The 19,180-nt window shown below is 65.8% G+C and carries 18 protein-coding genes; 13 read left to right on the forward strand and 5 right to left on the reverse strand.

Going from position 1 to position 19,180, the window contains the following annotated elements:
* Positions 1-7: 7 nt before the first annotated feature.
* Entirely contained in the window at positions 8-400 is a 393-nt protein-coding gene (locus AEB_RS03270; protein ID WP_119081916.1) for a hypothetical protein, read from the reverse strand.
* 60 nt (positions 401-460) lie between these two features.
* The gene (locus AEB_RS03275) at positions 461-1,255 is read right to left on the reverse strand and encodes a hypothetical protein (protein WP_119081917.1); all 795 of its coding nucleotides are present in this window, start codon (positions 1,253-1,255) and stop codon (positions 461-463) included.
* 145 nt (positions 1,256-1,400) lie between these two features.
* Here AEB_RS03275 and AEB_RS03280 point away from each other — a divergent pair, with 145 nt between their 5' ends.
* The 6 genes from AEB_RS03280 to AEB_RS03305 all read left to right on the forward strand — a co-directional run bounded on the left by AEB_RS03280 (position 1,401) and on the right by AEB_RS03305 (position 6,698).
* Positions 1,401-1,781 carry a DUF6152 family protein gene (locus AEB_RS03280; RefSeq protein WP_119081918.1) on the forward strand — a complete coding sequence of 127 codons (381 nt, stop codon included), beginning with the start codon at positions 1,401-1,403 and terminating at the stop codon, positions 1,779-1,781.
* A 123-nt stretch (positions 1,782-1,904) separates the two neighbouring features.
* Positions 1,905-2,186: a hypothetical protein gene (locus tag AEB_RS03285; protein WP_119081919.1), complete on the forward strand. Its 282-nt coding sequence runs from the start codon at positions 1,905-1,907 to the stop codon at positions 2,184-2,186.
* A 149-nt stretch (positions 2,187-2,335) separates the two neighbouring features.
* Positions 2,336-3,046, forward strand: a complete 711-nt coding sequence (locus AEB_RS03290) for a response regulator (protein ID WP_119081920.1) — start codon at positions 2,336-2,338, stop codon at positions 3,044-3,046.
* Positions 3,043-4,356, forward strand: coding sequence for an ATP-binding protein (locus AEB_RS03295; RefSeq protein ID WP_119081921.1), 1,314 nt, complete (start codon positions 3,043-3,045; stop codon positions 4,354-4,356). Before AEB_RS03290 ends, AEB_RS03295 begins: the two co-directional genes overlap by 4 nt.
* 132 nt (positions 4,357-4,488) lie before the next feature.
* Entirely contained in the window at positions 4,489-5,181 is a 693-nt protein-coding gene (locus AEB_RS03300) for a carbonic anhydrase (RefSeq protein ID WP_119081922.1), read from the forward strand.
* Complete coding sequence (locus tag AEB_RS03305) at positions 5,178-6,698, forward strand: SulP family inorganic anion transporter (RefSeq protein WP_119081923.1); 1,521 nt, start codon at positions 5,178-5,180, stop codon at positions 6,696-6,698. Before AEB_RS03300 ends, AEB_RS03305 begins: the two co-directional genes overlap by 4 nt.
* A gap of 88 nt (positions 6,699-6,786) precedes the next feature.
* Here the strand turns inward: AEB_RS03305 and AEB_RS03310 are convergent, their stop codons facing one another.
* The gene (locus tag AEB_RS03310; RefSeq protein WP_119081924.1) at positions 6,787-7,521 is read right to left on the reverse strand and encodes a Crp/Fnr family transcriptional regulator; all 735 of its coding nucleotides are present in this window, start codon (positions 7,519-7,521) and stop codon (positions 6,787-6,789) included.
* A gap of 226 nt (positions 7,522-7,747) precedes the next feature.
* Between AEB_RS03310 and AEB_RS03315 the strand changes: the two genes are divergently transcribed.
* The 4 genes from AEB_RS03315 to AEB_RS03330 all read left to right on the forward strand — a co-directional run bounded on the left by AEB_RS03315 (position 7,748) and on the right by AEB_RS03330 (position 14,713).
* Positions 7,748-8,347 (forward strand): hypothetical protein, encoded by a 600-nt coding sequence (locus tag AEB_RS03315; protein WP_119081925.1) that lies wholly within the window; start codon positions 7,748-7,750, stop codon positions 8,345-8,347.
* A complete protein-coding gene (locus AEB_RS03320) occupies positions 8,344-10,890 on the forward strand; it encodes an HWE histidine kinase domain-containing protein (RefSeq protein WP_119081926.1) in 2,547 nt (848 codons plus the stop codon). Before AEB_RS03315 ends, AEB_RS03320 begins: the two co-directional genes overlap by 4 nt.
* 199 nt (positions 10,891-11,089) lie before the next feature.
* Positions 11,090-13,237: a TonB-dependent receptor gene (locus tag AEB_RS03325; RefSeq protein WP_231958878.1), complete on the forward strand. Its 2,148-nt coding sequence runs from the start codon at positions 11,090-11,092 to the stop codon at positions 13,235-13,237.
* A 6-nt stretch (positions 13,238-13,243) separates the two neighbouring features.
* A complete protein-coding gene (locus tag AEB_RS03330) occupies positions 13,244-14,713 on the forward strand; it encodes a PepSY domain-containing protein (protein ID WP_119081927.1) in 1,470 nt (489 codons plus the stop codon).
* A gap of 13 nt (positions 14,714-14,726) precedes the next feature.
* Here AEB_RS03330 and panC read toward each other — a convergent pair whose 3' ends face one another.
* Entirely contained in the window at positions 14,727-15,584 is an 858-nt protein-coding gene (gene panC / locus AEB_RS03335) for a pantoate--beta-alanine ligase (RefSeq protein ID WP_119084425.1), read from the reverse strand.
* 96 nt (positions 15,585-15,680) lie between these two features.
* Between panC and AEB_RS03340 the strand changes: the two genes are divergently transcribed.
* From AEB_RS03340 to pgmG, 3 genes are all read left to right on the forward strand, one after another.
* Positions 15,681-16,502, forward strand: a complete 822-nt coding sequence (locus tag AEB_RS03340; protein WP_119081928.1) for a division plane positioning ATPase MipZ — start codon at positions 15,681-15,683, stop codon at positions 16,500-16,502.
* A gap of 4 nt (positions 16,503-16,506) precedes the next feature.
* Positions 16,507-16,794 (forward strand): DnaJ domain-containing protein, encoded by a 288-nt coding sequence (locus AEB_RS03345; protein WP_119081929.1) that lies wholly within the window; start codon positions 16,507-16,509, stop codon positions 16,792-16,794.
* A 68-nt stretch (positions 16,795-16,862) separates the two neighbouring features.
* Entirely contained in the window at positions 16,863-18,266 is a 1,404-nt protein-coding gene (gene pgmG, locus AEB_RS03350) for a phosphoglucomutase/phosphomannomutase PgmG (RefSeq protein WP_119081930.1), read from the forward strand.
* 197 nt (positions 18,267-18,463) lie between these two features.
* Here the strand turns inward: pgmG and AEB_RS03355 are convergent, their stop codons facing one another.
* Positions 18,464-19,051 carry a sterol desaturase family protein gene (locus AEB_RS03355; protein ID WP_231958879.1) on the reverse strand — a complete coding sequence of 196 codons (588 nt, stop codon included), beginning with the start codon at positions 19,049-19,051 and terminating at the stop codon, positions 18,464-18,466.
* Between the last annotated feature and the right edge of the window lie 129 nt (positions 19,052-19,180).

Raw genomic sequence — 19,180 nt, forward strand, 5'->3', positions numbered from 1 at the left:
GCTCGCGTCAGTCGCTGCCGTGTTCCGCGCTCCGCCGCTCGGGCGGCAGCAGGGCCAGCAGCGCTGCGCGGGCGGCCAGGAATTCGTCCCACAGGGCGCCAGCGGCGGGCGCCGGGTCCACGCCGCGGGCGCTGATCGCCAACAGGGCGGCGATGCCGGGTTCCATCATCGCGCCAATATCGGCGATACCGCGTTCCGCGCGGACCCGCCGCCATGCTTCGCCGCGCCGGTGCAGGGCGGCAAAGCGGTCGGATTGGTCGCAGCCGGATACCGCCTCCGCCCCGGCGAGTGCGGCCACGACATTGGCGGCTTCGCACAGCGCCGCCCATTGCGCGCCGATCGCGGCCACAGGCGGCGCGATATTGGCGGGATGTTCGTTGCGCGGCGGATTGGCGTTCATCCGCACGAGCCTAGCGCCCGCCGCTTGCGATTCGGTTAGCGCCCGGCTTGCGGAACCACGCTACTCCTGCGGAAGATCGGCGAAGGGATCATCCTCCCCGTCCAGCCCCAGGTCGATATTTGCGGCCCCTTCCTCACCCGAAACCAGCCGGTTGTTCTCCGCGCAGACATATTCGCGGATTTCCCAGCCGGGCTTCTTCTTGAAGGTCAGGTTCTGGATGTAGGGCTCGGCGAGAACCTCGGGATCGGTGATCGTCAGCTGGAAGCGCATGGTTGCGGGATCTTCCAGCCAGATCCGCTCGTGAATGCGCATCTGGTCCGAATGGCTGACGCCCGGGGCGATGCTGACCTGCGGGCTGAAGCCGATCGTGTCGACCACCAGCGTGTCACCCTCCCAGTGACCCACGGAACTGCCATTGAACAGGAAGTCCGGGTCTTCCGGCAGGGGGCGGCCGTCGGTGTAGATGCGCCGTGCCTGGCTGTAGGTTTCGGTGAAAATCGTCACGCGGCCGGGGGTGAAGAGGAATTCGATCGGATAGGGCTGGCGCAGGATTCCCGGCATGCCGGGCGGCAGGCAATGGGCCTGCGCATATTGCGACACGCCTTCCTTCTCCTGCTTCGCCTTGAACGCGGCGAGCGCGGCCTTGGCGGACTCAGTCAACACCGGCTCTGCCTGCCGCGGTGCGCCGGGGGTGAACAGCACCGGGCTCCACACACCGCTGAAATCCGGCAGCTTCTCCAGCTCGGCATAGCCGTGTTGCGGCTTTTCCGCGCTTTGCTGCGCGGTGGCGCACACCGGCACTACCAGTGCGGCGGCGCCCGCTAGCAGCGGCGCCCAAATCGGCCAACCCTTCATCACACCCCTCCGTCATTATCGTTGCCGCCAGATTGCTGCGCGGCCCCGGACCGAGTCAAGAGGTGGGTTGATCAAGTCAAACAAATGCTGGCAAATGGTGCCGGTGACCCTGAGCGAAGATGGGCACAGGTGTGGGAGACGATACATGGCAGGTAGGATCGGGCTGGCGCTGGTGGCATTCGCGGGTGTGCTGATGGCGGCCACGCCGGGGGCGGCGCATCATTCCACCGCCATGTTCGAATGGGGCAAGCCGATCGAGATGAAGGGCCTGACGGTGGAGCGGTGGGAATGGACCAATCCGCACACCTTCCTTTACGCCCGCGATGCCGAGGGCAACCGCTGGGCCTTCGAGGGGATGAGCCCGAATCACCTGTCGCGCGCCGGATGGTCCAAGCGCACGCTGGCACCGGGCGAGAAGATCGACCTCAGCTATTACAAGCTGCGCGACGGGCGGCGCGGAGGCTTCAACGTTACCGTGACCAAGGCGGATGGAGCGACGCTGAAACAATTACCCAGCCGCGATTAAGCGGGCTGTCCTCGCACGGGAGTTCTTTTGCTGCGCAGCAGCAACAATTTGTTACACGCCCGGCGAGAACGCGAAACACTCGGCCCTCTATCTCGGTCTCCCCTCAATAAGTGGAGAACACACGTGCTCGCAGCAACGCTCATCCTTTCGCTGGGATCGCTCGGCGCCGCGCCGGCGGATGCCGAAGCGGCCTATCGCCGCGGTTGCCATCCCTATGCCAGCAAGACCCTGGCCTGCAGCCTGCAGAAGCAGGACAAGACCGCCGTCGCAGTCGCCAAGGCCGATACCGTCTGCCATCCGGATCCCACGAAGTCGCAGATTTGCGACGCCCGCGCTCGCAAGGCTGCGGCAAGGGAAGAGCGCCTGGCCATCGAGGATGAACAGCGCAGCGCACGCGAGGAGTGATCCCTTCCCCCCGTCGCAAATCCGCCCCCGCGCACCGCGCGGGCGGCGGTGTGCCCGCGGCCCGGGCATATCGGAGATTGCAGCCATGCATGGTGGTGCCTAAGTAGATGGCCACAAGCCGCGTCATTCCCCGGACATTCCTTGCACCCATGACCGCACAGACGATTCTCGTGGTAGAGGACGATCCGCAGCTGCGCCTGCTCATCGTCCGCTCGCTCAAGGAGCATGGCTACAACGTGCGCGCGGCCGCCACGGGTGCGGAAATGCTGGTGCACCTGGAAAACGGGCACACCGATCTGATCGTGCTCGACATCATGCTGCCCGGCACCAACGGGATCGAACTGCTGCGCCGGCTGCGCGCCCACAGCGATCTGCCGGTGATCTTCATCAGCGCCCGTGCGGACGAGGCCGACCGTGTGATCGGCCTCGAGCTCGGGGCAGACGATTATCTCGCCAAGCCCTTCGGTACGCGCGAGCTCATCGCGCGCATCGCCGCCGTGCTGCGCCGCCACGCCAATGGCGCCTCCAGTTCCTCCGAACGGCGGGACGAGGCGCATTTCGGCGACTGGCGGCTGTCCTTCTCGCGCCGCGAGTTGCGATCCCCCACCGATGCGCTGGTGGAGCTGACCACGGCAGAGTTCGATCTGCTTACCGTCTTCCTGCAGGAGCCGCAGCGGGCGATCAGCCGCGAAAGGCTGATCGAAATGTCGCGCTCGCGCGTTGGCGATTCCTCCGATCGTAGCGTCGACGTGCTGGTCAGCCGCTTGCGCCGCAAGCTGAGCCACGATGGCCAGGATGCACCGATCGCCACAGTGCGCGGCGTCGGATACATGTTCCGTGCAGATGTCGAGCTGAGGTGAGACGGATCGTCTCGATCGGCCTGCTCGGCCGCCTGCTGGCGATCCTCGTCTTCGTTGTCGCGCTGGATTTCATCGTCAACGCCATCGTGTTCGAGCGTGCCAATGAATTCTCGCTCGAGGGCGAGGACGCCTCGCGCATTTCCGACCAGCTGGTGGTCGCCTACCGCATTCTGGACCAAGCGGCGCGGGCGGAGCGCCGCGCAGTGGCGGAAGAGCTCGTCACCGAGCGGTTCTCGATCACCTGGGCCCCGCAGGCGCAGCGCCGCGCACCGAGCCTGGAGCTCGACCGGCTGCGGCGGCAGATCCTGGCCCGCGAGCCCGATCTTAAGCAGACCAGCCTGCGGCTGCATCTGGAATCGCTTGCTTCGAAAGGCGACATCGGGGGCAGCATGATCCTGTCGGACCAGTCGGTCGCCTCCTTCAAGGCGGATGTAAACGAGGCCTGGACCTTCAACGCCCAGCGCGGCCTTATCCTGATCCTTCCCAATATACTGCTGATGATCCTGGGAGCGCTGCTGGTGCGCGCGACGCTGCAGCCGCTGCGCAAGCTGATCGTCGCCACGCGCTCCGTCGGAAATGACGAACCGCAACCGATCCCCGCTTCCGGCTCCCCGGAGGTGCGGCAGCTGATCAGCGCCTTCAACGACATGCAGGATCGCATCCACCAGCTGATTCGCAACCGGCAGCTTACCGTTTCGGCAATCGCCCATGATCTGCGCACGCCGCTCACCCGTCTGCAGATGCGCCTGGAGCATGACACGGCCGAGGCCGACGATCGCGAGGCGATGGCTGCCGATATCGTCGAGATGCGCATGCTGTTGCAGTCGTTGCAGGCCTTCAACGAAGGGCTGGATCACAAGGAGCCGATCGAGCGGCTGGACATCGCCTCGCTCGCGGAAACGCTGATCGACGATTCGAAGGATCGCGGGTACGATGCGGCCTATGCCGGCCCCGCGCATCTCGAAATCCGCGGCCGCCGCCTGCCGTTGCGGCGCGTGCTTTCCAACCTGATCGAGAACGCGCTGCATTACGCTGGCAATGTCCGCCTTCGTCTGAGCCTTGCCGATGGCATGGTGGAGATCGTGGTGGAGGATGACGGGCCGGGAATCGACGAGGCGAACCTGGTTGAAGTGCTCCAGCCCTTTGTCCGGCTGGATGAAGCGCGCAGCCGCAACACGCCCGGCATGGGGCTGGGCCTTGCCATCGTGGACCGCATCGTGCGCGCTGAGGGCGGGAGCTTCGCGCTCTCCAACCGGGCGGAAGGCGGCCTGCGCGCGGTGATCCGCCTCCCATTGGACCCGGTTGCATAACGTCCTGCCCGTCTTCGCGGGTGCAGCAACAAAACCTTACAATGCGGAACGACGGCAGAGAAAATGCCGACGTACCTCTGTGGGCAATCGCAGCCGCATCCCCCCTTGCGGCGCCACAAAAGGATTGCCCCCGTGAACGAATTGATCGGACGCGTTTTCAGCTTCGAAAAGACCGTGTTCCCGAGCAGCAAGGATCTCTACGGATCGCTCGCTCGCGATGGTCAGAGCCCCAAGGCCCTGATGATCTCCTGCGCCGATTCGCGCGTCGTGCCGGAAGAGATCATGCAGGCGCGGCCGGGCGACCTGTTCGTGTGCCGCAATGCCGGCAACATCGTGCCCACCTTTGCCACCATGAATGGCGGCGTGTCCTCTACCGTCGAATATGCGGTGGCCGCGCTGAAAGTGCGCGACATCATCGTGTGCGGCCATTCGGACTGCGGGGCCATGAAGGCGCTCGCTCAGCCGGAGCTGCTCGCCAACATGCCCAATGTTGCGGCCTGGCTGCGCCACGGCGCGGCGGCGGAGCATGTCGTGAGCACCTGCACGCCGGACCTGCAGGGAACCGACCGGATCCGCGCCATCAGCCTCGAAAACGTGATCGCCCAGCTGGCGCATCTGCGCACCCACCCGTCCGTCGCCACGGCGCTCGCCGCCGGCGAAATGTCGCTGCACGGCTGGTTTGTGGACATCCACGCCGGCCAGGTGCTGGGGCTGGATGGCGAGACCGGTGAGTTCGTGCCCCTGCGCGAGAACGAGCCGCTGCCCGTGGCTGTGCCCGCCCATGCGCGCTATCCGCAGCGCCTGCGCCAGGAAGTGGCTGCATGAGCACGGCCATCGCTCCTGCCAAGGAAGGCATCTTCCAACATTTCTCGCGGGATTTCACGGCTTCGATCGTGGTGTTCCTCGTGGCGATGCCATTGTGCATGGGCATCGCCATCGCCTCTGGCGTGCCGGCCGAGAAAGGCCTCATAACCGGCATCATCGGAGGCATCGTCGTCGGGCTGTTTGCCGGATCCCCCCTCCAGGTAAGCGGCCCGGCGGCGGGTCTTGCTGTCATCGTGTTCGAATTTGTGACCGAGAACGGGCTCACCGCGCTCGGTCCGATGCTCGTGCTCGCGGGCGCACTGCAACTGGTCGCCGGCTGGATGAAGCTCGGCGCGTTCTTCCGTTCGATCTCGCCGGCAGTCGTTCACGGCATGCTGGCGGGCATCGGTGCGCTGATCGTAATCAGCCAGTTCCACATCCTGTTCGATGCGCAGCCGCTTTCCAGCGGTGTCGACAACCTTGCCGCAATGCCCGCGCGTCTGCTCGGCCTCTCGCCCTTCAACCTGCAGGCGACCGAGCTGGCGCTGATCGTCGGCCTCGTAACCATTGGCGTCATGCTGGTGTGGGAGAAGTTCCGCCCGGCGGGCTTCGGCCTGCTGCCGGGGGCCTTGCTCGGCGTGATGGCCGCGACGATCGTCGCCTATGCCTTCCAGCTGAATATCGCCCGGGTGGATGTGCCGGAATCGATCGTGGCCGCGGTGGAAGCGCCGGGCGACGGCTTCTTCGCCATGCTCGGCCAGCCGGCGATCATCATCGCCGCGCTTGCGGTGGCCTTCATCGCCAGCGCCGAGACATTGCTTTCGGCCGCTGCGGTGGATCGGATGCATGATGGCGTCCGCACGGATTACGACAAGGAACTGCGCGCGCAGGGCGTGGGCAATTTCCTGTGCGGCCTTGCCGGGGCCTTGCCGATGACCGGCGTGATCGTGCGCAGCTCGGCCAATGTGCAGGCGGGCGCCAAGACGCGCCTGTCCACGATCATCCACGGGCTCTGGATTCTCGGCTTCGTCTCGCTGCTGCCCTGGCTGCTGCAGGAGATCCCGATGGCGGCGCTTGGCGGTGTTCTCGTGGTCACCGGCTGGCGTCTCGTCAGCCTCACCCATGTGCGCCACCTCTACGCGTCCTACGGCATCCTTCCGGCGGTGATCTGGACGGCGACCTTCGTGCTTGTGGTGGCGGTCGACCTGCTCACCGGCGTGCTGGTCGGGCTCGCGCTCACCTTGTTCGAACTGCTGCCCCATCGCCGCAGCCTGAAGCTCAGGATCAAGGAAGACGAGCTGGGCGACGAGCGCAAGGTGAGCCTGGAAGGCAGCGCCACCTTCATCAGCCTGACCGGGCTCACCCGGCGGCTCGAAACCATTCCTCTCATTCAATCCGTTACGCTCGACCTGGCGAAGGTACGCGGCTTCGATCACACATCCGCAGAACAAATGCGGGAATGGATCGCGCGGCGCCGCAAGCTGGGAAGCACAGTGGAACTGGTTGGCCCGAGGCATCTGGTGGACCGGCTTACCTGAGCCGGTTCAGCAACCTGGCCGGGCGTGGCCCTCCACGCCCGGCCCTTTATTCCGCTTTCGTGCCCGTATGCGGATGCGCGCGGACCGCCTACTTTCCGTTGCCGTTCGCCGTTTCGGAATAGACGCCCTTCAGCACCGTCTCGAAATGCAGCGCGACCAGATGGTCGCAATGGCAGGATTTGCGGCGCAACTTCTCGGGCTCGTCGATCAGGATCGCTCCGCGCCGCGTGGTGATGAGCCCTTCCGCTTTCATCCGTTGAACCACCCGGCTGATATAGGTGCGTCCCACCCCCAGCAGAGAAGCGAGCTGGTCCTGCGTCATGGCGATTTCGCTGCGGCCGGTGCGGTTCATGGCCGCCACCAGCCATTTCGCGGCGCGCTGTTCGATCGTGTGCACGGCATTGCAGGCCACCGACTGGAAGATCTGCGCCAGCAGGCAATCGGCATAACGCGAAAGAAGATAGCGCAGGCGGATGCTCTCGCGCGCAACCTCTTCCAAATTCTGCACCGAAATGCGGTAGAAGCTCCCGCCGTGCATTACGCAGGAACGGGCAAAGGCAGGCACCCCGCCATGGCTCACGATCCCGCCCACGGCGCCTTCGCTTCCCACCAGCGCGGTCTGGACAGCGGCGCCATCGGCCATCAGGACATGGAAAGTGGTGATCGCTGATCCACGGGGGAAATAGGCGAAGCGCACGTCGTCACCGGGCTCGTAAAGGATATGGCCGGTCTTGAAGTCGACGGATTCGAGCGAGCGGGAGAGCAGATCCATGTCGGGGGGATGCAGCGCGCCGAGCAAATCGCTGCCATGGATTTCCGCCATACGTACTCCAATACGCAGAAATGTATACTTGTGCGCTTACGTGCCAGCGCCAGATGTGTAACTGTGTTCATATCGAGAACGTTCCCGCTTGACGCGGGCCTGCTGCTGGTATGTCGTCGCCGCCGGAGATCGTTTCCTCCGCTTCGGAGCGGGCTAATCAAGTTTGCGCTCCGCACGCCGGGAGTGTCTGACGGAAGCGATTACCGGCGTGGGTCGCGGAGTGACTTTGAATCCTGAAGATTTGCGCCCCTTCCTGCGGGGCGCCACACAGACACTGCATACCGAAACCGACGCGCTCTATTCGCGGTTCGAGGTCGGCGAAGGCGACGGCTATGCCCGCCTGCTGCTGGCGCATCTGCTGGCGGCACGGCAGTATCTGCCGTTGGTCTCCGAATTCTGCCTCAATGTGCTGGAAGCGCCCTTGCCTGATTACGTGTCCGCTCTGGAGGGGGATCTGGCCGATGCGCAGGTTTCGCCGCACGCTTCCCGGCTCGGGTGCGACCAGGCTCTTCCGGCGGGAAAGGCTGCTGCGGCGGGATTTGCATACGCCGTGCTTGGCTCCCGCATTGGCATCGCGAGCCTGATGAAGCTCTATCGCCGCACGCTGCCGGCGGATCACCCGGCGCAGCACTCGCGCTTCCTCGGCGATCGCGCCGGGCTGGCGGCCTGGTCGGCCTTCCTGGCCTGGTCGGGCGATCGCGCATTCGACGAGGATGAACGCGAAGAGGCGCATCGCGGGGCGGTGGCGGCTTTTGCCCTGTTCACCGAAGCGGCCGATGCCGCCGCACAGGCCAAGATCGCGGTCCCGGCCGGAGCCGCGGCATGAACGCGGAGCCGGTCACCCTCGACAATTGCGCCAGCGAGCCGATTCACCTGATCGGGCGGATCCAGAGCTTCGGCTTTCTCATCGCGCTGTCGCCGCAGTGGATCATCACCCATGTCTCGCGCAATGTGGCCGAGGAGGTCGGGCGCGAGGCGGAGGCGCTGCTGGAACTACCTGCCGCCGAGGTGCTGGCGGAGGATGCGATACACGCGCTGCGGGCGCGGCTGCAGATGCGCGGAACGCCGCAATCGGTGGAACGGATCTTCGGCCTCAAGCTGTTCGGCGACGATCGGCGCTTCGATGTCGCCCTCCACATCTCCGGCCGGGACGTGGTGCTCGAAGCGGAGCCGGCGGTGGCCGACGAGGCGGGACTGTACGAGACGCATGTCCGCCCCATGGCCGAGCGGACGAAGCGCGCCGGCTCGACCGAAGAACTCTGCGCCGTCGCGGCCCGGCAACTGCGCGGGCTGACCGGGTTCGACCGGGTGATGGTCTATCGCTTCTCCCCCGATGGATCGGGCGAAGTGGTGGCCGAAAGCCGCGGCAGCGGGATCGACACTTTCCTGGGCCTGCATTTCCCCGCCAATGACATACCCGCACAGGCGCGGCGGCTCTATTCGACCAATCTGCTGCGGATCATCACCGATGTGGATGATCCCACGGTGGAGATCGTCACGCGCGGCGGAAGCGACGCCGCCCCGCTGGACCTTGGCATGAGCACGCTTCGGGCCGTCTCGCCGATCCATATCGAATATCTGCGCAACATGGGGGTGGCGGCCTCGCTGTCCGTTTCGATCATGCGCGACGGGCAGCTGTGGGGGCTGTTCGCCTGTCACCATTATGCGCCCCTGCGCCTGTCCTACCCGATGCGCACGGCGGTGGAGCTGTTCGGCGAACTGTTCGCCTATATGGTGGACCAGTCCGAAAACACGCGCGCGCGCGAGCAGCGGGCGCGGGCGCGCCAGCTGCACGATACGCTGATGGCGCGGCTTGCCGAAGGGCGCAGCCTGCTGACCGATTTCGGCCGCGTGTCCGAGACCGTGGGCGAGGTGATCGCGCATGACGGGATGGTCGGCTGGATCGACGGGCAGTTCGTCTCGTCCGGGGAAGTGCCGGCCAAGGCGGAGTTCCTCGAACTCGCCGGCTTCCTCGACCGGGTAGCGGCAGGCAATCTATGGTCGACGGAAAACCTTTCGCAGGATTTCCCCCCCGCGGCGAATTTCGCTGCGCCGCTGGCCGGCGTGCTCGCAATCCCCGTGTCGCGCGCGCCGCGAGATTACATTGTGCTGTTCCGCAGCGAACTCTCCCGTTCGGTGCGGTGGGCGGGCAACCCCGAGAAGTCGGTCAAGCTCGGCCCCAATGGCCCCAGGCTCACCCCGCGGGAGAGCTTTGCCGAATGGCAGCAGGTCGTCACCGGCCGGTCTCAGCCGTGGGACGAGGAAGAGATGCTCTGCGCAGAGCAATTGCGTGCCACGCTGATGGAAGTGATCCTGCGCCTGACCGATGCTGCCCATCGCGAGCGGCGCGAACACGGGCGGCGGCAGGAAATCCTGATCGCGGAGCTAAACCATCGTGTCCGCAACATCCTCAATCTGATCCGCAGCCTGGTCAACCAGACGGGCTCCGCGGCGGCGACGATTCCGGAATATGCCGATGTGCTCGGCAGCAGGATCTATGCGCTCGCGCGCGCGCATGACCAGCTTACGCGCTCGCACTGGCGCGCCAGTTCGCTGCGGGAACTGATCGGCCTGGAGGCGCGCGCCTATCTCGGGGAGGCGGGACGGATCACGCTGGAAGGCAGCGACCCGATCGTGGAGGCTACCGCGCTCACCACGCTCTCGCTCGTCTTCCACGAACTCATTACCAACAGCGCGAAATATGGCGCGCTGTCCGTGCCGGAGGGGCAAGTCGTGCTCCGCCTCCTGCGCAGCGAAGGCGGGGCGCTCCGCATCGAATGGCAGGAAAGCGGCGGCCCGGCCGTATCGCCCCCCGTGCGCCGCGGCTTCGGTTCGGCGATCATCGAACTCTCCATCCCGCATGAACTTGGCGGCAAGGCGGAGATCACTTACGCGTCCATGGGCGTGGAGGCTTCGTTCTCCATTCCCGCCCAACACATACACCGTTTCGACGATTTTCAGGACAGGACAATGCCCATGGGCTCCGTTGACGCTGGCGGGGATCGCGCATCCCTGGAACTTCCCGAGCATGTGCTGGTGGTGGAAGACAACATCCTTATCGCCATGGAGGCCGAGGCGCTGCTGGGCGATCTCGGCGCCCGCAACATCCATATCGCCGCCAATGTGCAGGATGCCCTCGCGCTAATCGAGGCCCAGCCCATCGGCCTCGTGCTGCTGGACGTCAACCTGGGCAGCGAGAACAGCGTGCCCGTAGCGGAACGCCTGCGCGCGATGGGCGTGCCCTTCGTGCTGTCCACCGGCTATGGCGACGCCGTGGGGCAGAACGAAACCTTCGCGGATGCGCTGGTGCTGACCAAGCCCTATTCGAGCGACGACCTGCGGATCGGGCTGGGCAAGGTGCTGGCCTAGCCGTCTCGATCCCGCCGCACTGCCCGGTTGTAACGGCTGTAACCCCGCGCGATTACCGTAATTAACTTGTGGCCCCCGGGCCTGTTTCGCCAGCCCCTGCCCGACACGCCGCGTTCCGACGGCGAGGGAAGGAATGGGGAATATCATGCGGATCATGGGGTGGCTCCCGATGGGAGCCTCGGCGCTGGCGCTTGCTGTCATGGCTACGGCGCCTGCGCAGGCAGATGACGGTGCCGCCGCGGGCGAAGCTGCGGTGGACACGCCGATCATCGTCACTGGCGAGCGGGAGCAGGAGCTCGAACTCGTCACCGAAACGGGCAGTCGCCTGGGCCTGAGCGGGCTGGAGACCCCGGCAACCGTCAGCATCGTGGACGGGGACGATATTCGCGCCCGCGGCGATCTTTCGGTAATCGCTGCCGTCACCCGCGCCACGGGCGTGACCAATGCCGGCAGTCCCGGAAACGGCGGGACGGCGCTCGCCATGCGGGGCTTTTCGGGGCAGGGCTCGGTGCTGCAGCTTTACAATGGCATTCGCCTGTTTCCCGTCGCCGGCACGATCACCTTCCCGTCCGATCCGTGGAACGTGGAACGGATCGAAGTGCTGAGCGGCCCGGCCTCGGTGCTCTACGGGCAGGGGGCGCTGGGCGGCGCGATCAATGTGATTGCCAAGGCGCCCAATCCCGATCGCTTCGAATTCCAGGGCGAGGCTACCTATGGCTCGCAGGATACCTGGCACGTCGCCGGCGGGCTAGGCGGCCCGATCTCCGACATGCTCAGCTTCCGCGTCGACGCCAGCTATCGCGAGTCAGACGGCTATGTGGACCGGGGGGAGTCGGATAGTCTCGCCCTTTCGGCTGCGCTGCGCTTCCAGCCCAGCGAGGATTTCACCCTCACGCTGCGCGACGATTACGGCAAGTTCCATCCATCCCGCTATTTCGGCACGCCGCTGATCGATTCGCGGCTGGATGATTCCATCCGCCGGAGGAACTACAATGTCGGCGATTCCGCCATCCGCTACCGCGACAACCGGCTGGCGCTGGATGCCGAATGGGCCATTTCCGATGCGCTGGAGCTGCGCAACACGACCTATTACCTCACCACCAACCGGCTGTGGCGGAACCTGGAAACCTATTGCTGGATCGGCCCCGACGGGGAATGCCCCAATGGCATCGGTTACGGGACACCTGGCAACATCTATCGCGCCGACAATTACGGCATCGTCCACGATCAGAAGCAATATGGCGATCAGGTGACCTTGCGGCTGCAGTCCCCGCTGGGCGGCGCCATGGCGAATACGCTGCTGGTTGGCGCTGACATCAGCCGGGTGAAGCTGACCTATTCGCACGATTTCGGTTCCGACTATCAAGAAGACGAAGTCGATCCCTTCACCTTCGATCCCGGCCTGTTCCTGGACACGCAGGGCATCGCGCCGCGTTATCGAACCCGCACCGATACGATCGCCCTGTTCGCGGAGGATCGGCTGGCGATTACCGATCAGCTCTCGCTGGTGGGCGGTATCCGCTACGAGCACAACAAGGTCGGTCGGTGGGACTTCGTCTATGACGACGCGGACGAGACTATCGTTGGCGAAACGCCGGCGCTGAACGGCGGGACCGAGGCGTATAAGGTGCTGGAACATACCACCTGGCGCGTGGGTGCGGTGTATGAGCTGAATCCCAATGTCTCGCTTTATGCGCAATATGCGACGGCGGTGGACCCGCTCGGCACGCTGACGACCTATTCCACCAGCGGCAGCCAGTTCCAGCTGACCAATGCCGATGGGCGGCAGGTGGAAGCGGGCTTGAAGGCGCTGTTCCTGGATGGCGCCGGCTCCTTCACCTTTGCGGCATACCGGCTGGTGAAGCAGAACCTGTTCACCCAGACGCGGACCAACGGCGCTATCGACCAGATTGGCCAACGGTCCTCGCAAGGGCTGGAAGCGAGCCTCTCGCTCGATCTGCCGAGCGGCTTTGCCATCACCGCCAACGGCACGGTGCTGGATGCCAACTTTGACGAGTTCGAGGGCTTCGAGGACAATACGCCACCCGGCGTGCCGGAACAGGCGGCCAATCTCCAGCTATCCTGGACCGGGCTCGGCGGGCTGCAGCTACGCGGTGACTTGCGCTATGTCGGGCGCCGCTTTACCGACAACGCCAATGATTTCCGCGTCCCCGCCTATACGGTGGTGGATCTGAGCGCCACCTATGCGCTGACGCGCAATGTCGGGCTGGATCTGCGCGTGTTCAATCTGTTCGACAAGGATTATGCCGAATCCACCAATGGCGACGAACAGTGGATTCTTGGCCGGCCGCGATCGGTGGATGTGGCCATCCGGGCGAGCTTCTGACCGCGCATGGCGCACCGCCTGAAACGCTGGCTTTACCTCACCCATCGCTGGGTGGGGATCGCCACCTGCCTGCTGATCGCCATGTGGTTCGCCTCCGGCCTCGTGATGCTCTACGTGCCGTTTCCCGATCTCACGGCGGAGGAATGGCTCGAAGGGCAGCAGCCGATCGACTGGCAGGCGGTGGCCGTGGGGCCGGCGCAAGCGGCGCAGGCAGCCGGCGGTGGCGCCATGCGCTCGCAGGCGCTGGAGATGCAGGGCGATGTGCCGGTGTGGCGCATGGCCTATTGGGATCGCGACCCGACTACCCTTTCGGCTGTGGACGGCGCCCCTGTCACCCATGTGGGGCAGGAGGAGGCGAAACATATTGCCACGCTCTTCGGCGGCGCGGCGGTGGAGCGCGCAGTGCTGATCCGCACCGACCAGTGGACGGTACCCGGCGGCTATGATCCGCAGCGGCCGCTGTGGCGCGTGGAGCTGGCGGGGGAGGGCGGCCGCATCCTCTATGTCTCCGCGCGGACGGGAGACGTCGTGCTCGATACCAGCGCGCGGGAGCGCTTCTGGAACTGGCTCGGTTCCGTGCCGCACTGGCTCTATCCGCGTGCCCTGCGCGAAATGCCGGAGGCGTGGCGGCAGGTGGTCATGTGGGTTTCGGGGCCGTGCCTGATTGGCGCCGTCACCGGCCTGTGGATCGGCGTGCTGCGCATGCGGCTGGGGCGGCGGCGTTTCAGCGGCGGGCGGATCACGCCTTATCGGGGCTGGATGAAGTGGCACCATGTCGCCGGGCTTGGTGGCGGGCTGTTCCTGCTTACCTGGCTGTTCAGCGGCTGGCTGTCGGTTGATCCGGGGCGCTTCTTTGCCAGCGGCGGTGTGAGCGGGGATGCGCGGCAGGCCTATGCCGGCACGCTGGCGCCACCTGCCGTGGACCTGCGGCGGCTGGCCGGGGCGGCTGAGGGCGCACGGCGGGTGCAATTCGCCGCCGCCGCCGGTCAGCCCTTCATCCGCATCGAGGCGCCGGGCGCGGCGGAGCGCTATCTCGCGCCCTCCACGCTCGCTCCCTTCGTGGCGGACAAGGCCGCCGTGGACACGGCGCTCTCGCAGCTGGTGCCGGGCGCACGGCCCGTGGCGCGGGAATGGCTCGCCCGGTCCGATTCCTACTGGTATTCGGTCGATGGCCCGGTTCCGCTCCCGGTTGAGCGCGTGAAGTTCGACGATCCCGCCGCCACCTGGGTGCATGTGGACCCGGCTACGGGGGAATTGCTGCGCGCCATGGATGCGCGGGGCCGGGCTTATCGCTGGCTCTACACCGGCCTTCATCGCTGGGACATGGGGCCGCTGATGGACAATCCGCTGGCCCGCCAGCTCACGATCTGGCTGCTCTCGCTGGCAGGCCTGGTGATTTCGGTGACATCGGTGTGGATCGCCTGGCTGCGCCTGTTCGGCGGGCGCGGCGCCAAGGGTGCCCGGCGCCGGGCCTAGCCGGGCGCGGCGTTCAGGCCGGGGGAACCGGCATGTTGTCGATAAGCCGCGTCCCGCCGATCCGCGCCGCCACCAGCAGGCGCATGGGGCCGTCCTGCAGCGCGCCTAGCGGCACGAGCATGTCCGCGTCGGCCAGTTCCGCATAGTCTACGCTGGCGAACCCTCCCTCCAGCAGCGCGCGCTTCAGCGACGCGAGAGCGGCAGGCACCGGCTCGCCCGCGCGGATCGTGGCGATGGTCGCTTCCATGGCGCGCGGGAGGGCGGCGGCGCGGGCGCGATCCTCTGCAGAAAGGTAGGCGTTGCGGCTGCTCATCGCGAGGCCATCGCTTTCGCGCACCGTCGGCACACCGTGTATGCGCGTGGCATGCGGGCGGGTGAAGTCGAGATCGCGCGCCATGCGGCGGATCACCGCCAGCTGCTGCCAGTCCTTCTCCCCGAAGAAGGCGAGATCGGGGCGCACCTGATTGAACAGCTTGGCGACGACGGTGGCGACTCCCGCAAAATGGCCCGGGCGGAAGGCGCCGCACAACCCGTCGCTCACCCCTGCCACGCTGACGGAGGTGGCGAAGCCTGCCGGATAGACCTCCTCCACCGCAGGCGCCCACAACAGGTCCACACCCTCCGCCGCCAGCTTGCGGGCATCCGCTTCCAGCTGGCGGGGATAGGCGTCGAGATCCTCATTGGCGCCGAACTGGGTGGGATTGACGAAGATGGATACGGCGACACTGGCCGCCTGCCGTCGCGCTTCGCGCACCAGTGTCAGATGCCCGTCATGCAGCGCGCCCATGGTGGGGACGAGGGCGAGATCGCCCGCTTTTCTCAAGCCATCCACAGCTTCGCGCAGGGCAGGGAGGGTGTTCACGGTTTGCATGGGGCCGGGGCTCCGATAAAGCGTCATGATGCGGCAGGGGAGCCGCAGTACCACGGCACCTAGCCGCACCATGAAGCCAGAGAAAGAGCGCCGCCCGTGTCATCGCCCGCCGCACCGCATCGTATCGTCTTCGCCAATGAAAAGGGCGGCACCGGCAAGTCCACCACTGCCGTGCATGTGGCGGTGGCGCTGGCCAGCCAAGGCGCCAAAGTGGCGGCGATCGACCTCGATCCCCGCCAGCGCACGCTCTACCGCTATCTGGAAAATCGCACCGAGACGGAGCAGCGCCGCGGTGTCGAGCTGCCGGGTGCCACCTTCGACGTGTTCGAACAGGGCAGCGAGGAAGCGCTGGAGGAGCGCATCGCCAGCCTGGCCGAAGGGGCCGATTTCCTAATTTTCGACACGCCGGGCCGCGACGATCCGCTCGCCCGCTATGTCGCGACCCAGGCGGACACGCTGGTCACCCCGATGAACGACAGCTTCGTCGATTTTGACCTGATCGGGCAGGTGGACGCGGAAACGTTCAAGGTCCGCCGGCTCAGCTTCTATGCGGAACTGATCTGGGAAGCGCGCAAGAGCCGCGCGATGAAGCAGCTGCGCGAACAGCGCCGCGAGATGGATTGGGTGGTGGTGCGCAACCGCGTGCAGCATGTCGATGCGCGCAACCAGCGGCGCGTTGACCAGGCGCTGACGGAGCTTTCCCGGCGCGTCGGCTTCCGCGTGGCGCACGGCCTGTCGGAACGCGTGATCTACCGCGAACTGTTCCCCTCCGGCCTCACCCTGCTCGACCGGGGCCAGCTGGGCGAGCTCGGCACCAGCCATCTGGTGGCGCGGCAGGAATTGCGCGCGCTGGTGGCCAATCTCAATCTGCCGATGCCGGGCAAGCCCGCTGCCGGCCGCCAGCCGGCGGCCGCCTGACGGCATGGGCAAGCTGCTGGTCCTCGCGCTGGTAGCGGTCATCGCGTGGAAGATGATCATCGGCCGCTGGCCGTGGCAGCCCCGCATTTCGGCCGGCAAGCAGGCCCTGTTCAACGCCCGCAAGCTGCTGGGCGTGAGCTCCGGCGCCACGCGGCAGGAAATCCTCTCCGCCCACAGGCAGCTGGTCGCCGCGGTCCACCCCGATCGCGGCGGCAGCAACACGCAAATCCACGAGGCGAATGCCGCGCGCGACCTATTGCTCGCGGAATTGCCACATGATGCTGTTAAATAAGGTTTGAAGCGGGCTACAAGCAGGTCGGAAAGCACATACGGCCTGCCGGAAAACAATCAGGAGCCTTCATGACCCACCAGTTCCATCCCACAGTCCTGCGCGAATACGATATCCGTGGCATCATCGGCGAAACGCTGGGTGTAGACGATGCCCGCGCGATCGGCCGCAGCTTCGGCACTCTCCTGCGCCGTGCCGGCGGGAAGCTGGTCGCGGTGGGCTATGACGGGCGCGTCAGTTCCCCGCTGCTCGAGCATGCGCTGGTGGAGGGCCTGAACGCGAGCGGCTGCGACGTGCGGCGGATCGGCCTCGGCCCTACGCCGATGCTCTATTATGCCGAGGCGTCAGCGGATGAGGTCGATGGCGGCATTCAGATAACCGGCAGCCATAACCCCGCCAATTACAATGGCTTCAAGATGGTGTTTCAGGGGCGTCCGTTCTTCGGGAAGGACATTCTGAAAATCGGTGAAATGGCCGCCGCCGGCGATTGGGACGATGGCACCGGCACGGTCGAGCAGCTCGAGGTGATGGATGCCTATATCGAGCGGCTGCTGCAGGCCATCAGCGGCCTCGCGCCGGACAGCCTCGCCAGCCTCAAGGTGGGCTGGGATGCGGGCAATGGCGCTGCCGGCCCCGCGCTGGAACAGCTCGCCGCGCAGCTGCCGGGGGAGCACCACCTCCTCTATACCGAGGTCGACGGGAATTTTCCGAACCATCATCCTGACCCCACAGTCCCCGAAAACCTTGAAGATCTCGTCAAGCTTGTCGCGGAAAAGCAGCTCGATTTCGGAATCGCCTTCGACGGTGATGGTGACCGGATCGGCGCAATCGACGGGCAGGGCAGGGTGATCTGGGGCGATCAGCTGCTGATGATCTATGCCGAAGACCTGCTGTCGCGGCAGCCGGGCGCCATGATCATCGCCGATGTGAAGGCCAGCCGCGCCCTGTATGACCGGGTGGCCGAACTCGGCGGCGAACCGCTGATGTGGAAGACCGGGCACAGCCTGATCAAATCCAAAATGAAAGAAACGGGTTCGCCGCTCGCCGGCGAGATGAGCGGCCACGTATTCTTCGCCGATGAGTATTACGGTTATGACGATGCGCTCTATGCCGGGATGCGGTTGATCGCCGCCAGCGTCCGGCTGGGCAAGTCAGTCACCGAATTGCGCAGCGCCATGCCCGAAATGGTCAATACGCCGGAAATGCGCTTCCAGGTGGATGAGAGCCGGAAGTTCGCCGCGATCGACGAAGTGAAACAGCGGCTGCAGGGCACCGATGCGCAGGTGAACGACACCGATGGGGTTCGGGTGACCACCGATGACGGCTGGTGGCTGCTGCGTGCGTCCAACACGCAGGACGTGCTCGTCGCCCGCGCGGAGAGCTTCACCCACGAGGGGCTCGATCGCCTGATGGCGCAGATCGACGAGCAGCTGTCGCTTTCCGGCCTCGAGCGCGGGCCGCAGGCCGGCCACTAACCCGGCCTGCGCACGGCGTCAGCTCGGGTGCCCGCCCCCCGGTTGACGCCGCGCGGCTTCGCGGGCGTCAGGCTCGGAGGCACGGCTCCAGCCGATCCGGCGGAGCAATTTGCTGGCCGTGGCAGTTTCCGCCTGCCCGCGTTAAAAAACTCTGCTGCCGTTCGCGAAGTGTCGGCTGCCCCCGGCGGGCGATTTCGCTACCGCTTCGCCGACTTGATATTGGAGCCGAACACGCGGTCCCAGAAGATCGCCGAAATGGCGAAATTGCTGTCTTCGTCCAGATAGTGGTGCTGCATGTGATGCCGCTTCAGCGCCATGCCGATGCGGCTGCGCATGGGCCACTGGTGGCAGGCGAAATGCAGCGTGTCATACATGACATAGCCCGACATGAAGCCCAGGAAGACCCAGGTGCCCCCCGTTCCCATAAGCGCCAGCAGCACCAGCCATACCAGGCCACCCACGGCGACGCTGACGGGCAGCGGCATCAGGCCGCGCAGCGCATCTCCCGGCTGGTCGTGGTGGTTGCCATGCATCAGGAACACGAGCCAGCGCAGCACCGTGACATCGCTGTCCAGATGGAACAGGTAGCGGTGCATCGCATATTCGAACAGCGTCCACACTATCAGCCCAAGGGCGATCCAGCCCACTGTTTGGAAGGGCGCTTCCTGCGGAGGCGACCAGGTCCAGCCGGCAAAGGCGATGAGCGGCAGCAGGATAGCCCAGCTCAGCGCGAAGACGCGGGGGGAGATAAGCGTAAGCCGCTCCAGGCGCTCATTTTTGAACAACCTGACGCGCTGCGGACGGGATACGGGGGCGGGCATCGGCTACTATGCTGGACAATAGCTGCGATTAAGTGTCAAGACTAAAGGCCTCCAAACAGTGTTAACTCGCGACGAGAGGTTCGCGAATTGTGA

Origin of the sequence: Altererythrobacter sp. B11, assembly GCF_003569745.1 — a bacterium.
Taxonomy (GTDB): domain Bacteria; phylum Pseudomonadota; class Alphaproteobacteria; order Sphingomonadales; family Sphingomonadaceae; genus Croceibacterium_C.

Coding starts and splice junctions, on each gene's coding strand:
- panC (WP_119084425.1), bottom strand. CDS start 15,584: ATGCAAACCGTGAACACCCTCCCTGCCCTGCGCGAAGCTGTGGATGGC.
- AEB_RS03305 (WP_119081923.1), top strand. CDS start 5,178: ATGAGCACGGCCATCGCTCCTGCCAAGGAAGGCATCTTCCAACATTTC.
- AEB_RS03320 (WP_119081926.1), top strand. CDS start 8,344: ATGAACGCGGAGCCGGTCACCCTCGACAATTGCGCCAGCGAGCCGATT.
- AEB_RS03290 (WP_119081920.1), top strand. CDS start 2,336: ATGACCGCACAGACGATTCTCGTGGTAGAGGACGATCCGCAGCTGCGC.
- AEB_RS03280 (WP_119081918.1), top strand. CDS start 1,401: ATGGCAGGTAGGATCGGGCTGGCGCTGGTGGCATTCGCGGGTGTGCTG.
- AEB_RS03275 (WP_119081917.1), bottom strand. CDS start 1,255: ATGAAGGGTTGGCCGATTTGGGCGCCGCTGCTAGCGGGCGCCGCCGCA.
- AEB_RS03345 (WP_119081929.1), top strand. CDS start 16,507: ATGGGCAAGCTGCTGGTCCTCGCGCTGGTAGCGGTCATCGCGTGGAAG.
- AEB_RS03330 (WP_119081927.1), top strand. CDS start 13,244: ATGGCGCACCGCCTGAAACGCTGGCTTTACCTCACCCATCGCTGGGTG.
- AEB_RS03310 (WP_119081924.1), bottom strand. CDS start 7,521: ATGGCGGAAATCCATGGCAGCGATTTGCTCGGCGCGCTGCATCCCCCC.
- AEB_RS03270 (WP_119081916.1), bottom strand. CDS start 400: ATGAACGCCAATCCGCCGCGCAACGAACATCCCGCCAATATCGCGCCG.
- AEB_RS03325 (WP_231958878.1), top strand. CDS start 11,090: ATGGCTACGGCGCCTGCGCAGGCAGATGACGGTGCCGCCGCGGGCGAA.
- pgmG (WP_119081930.1), top strand. CDS start 16,863: ATGACCCACCAGTTCCATCCCACAGTCCTGCGCGAATACGATATCCGT.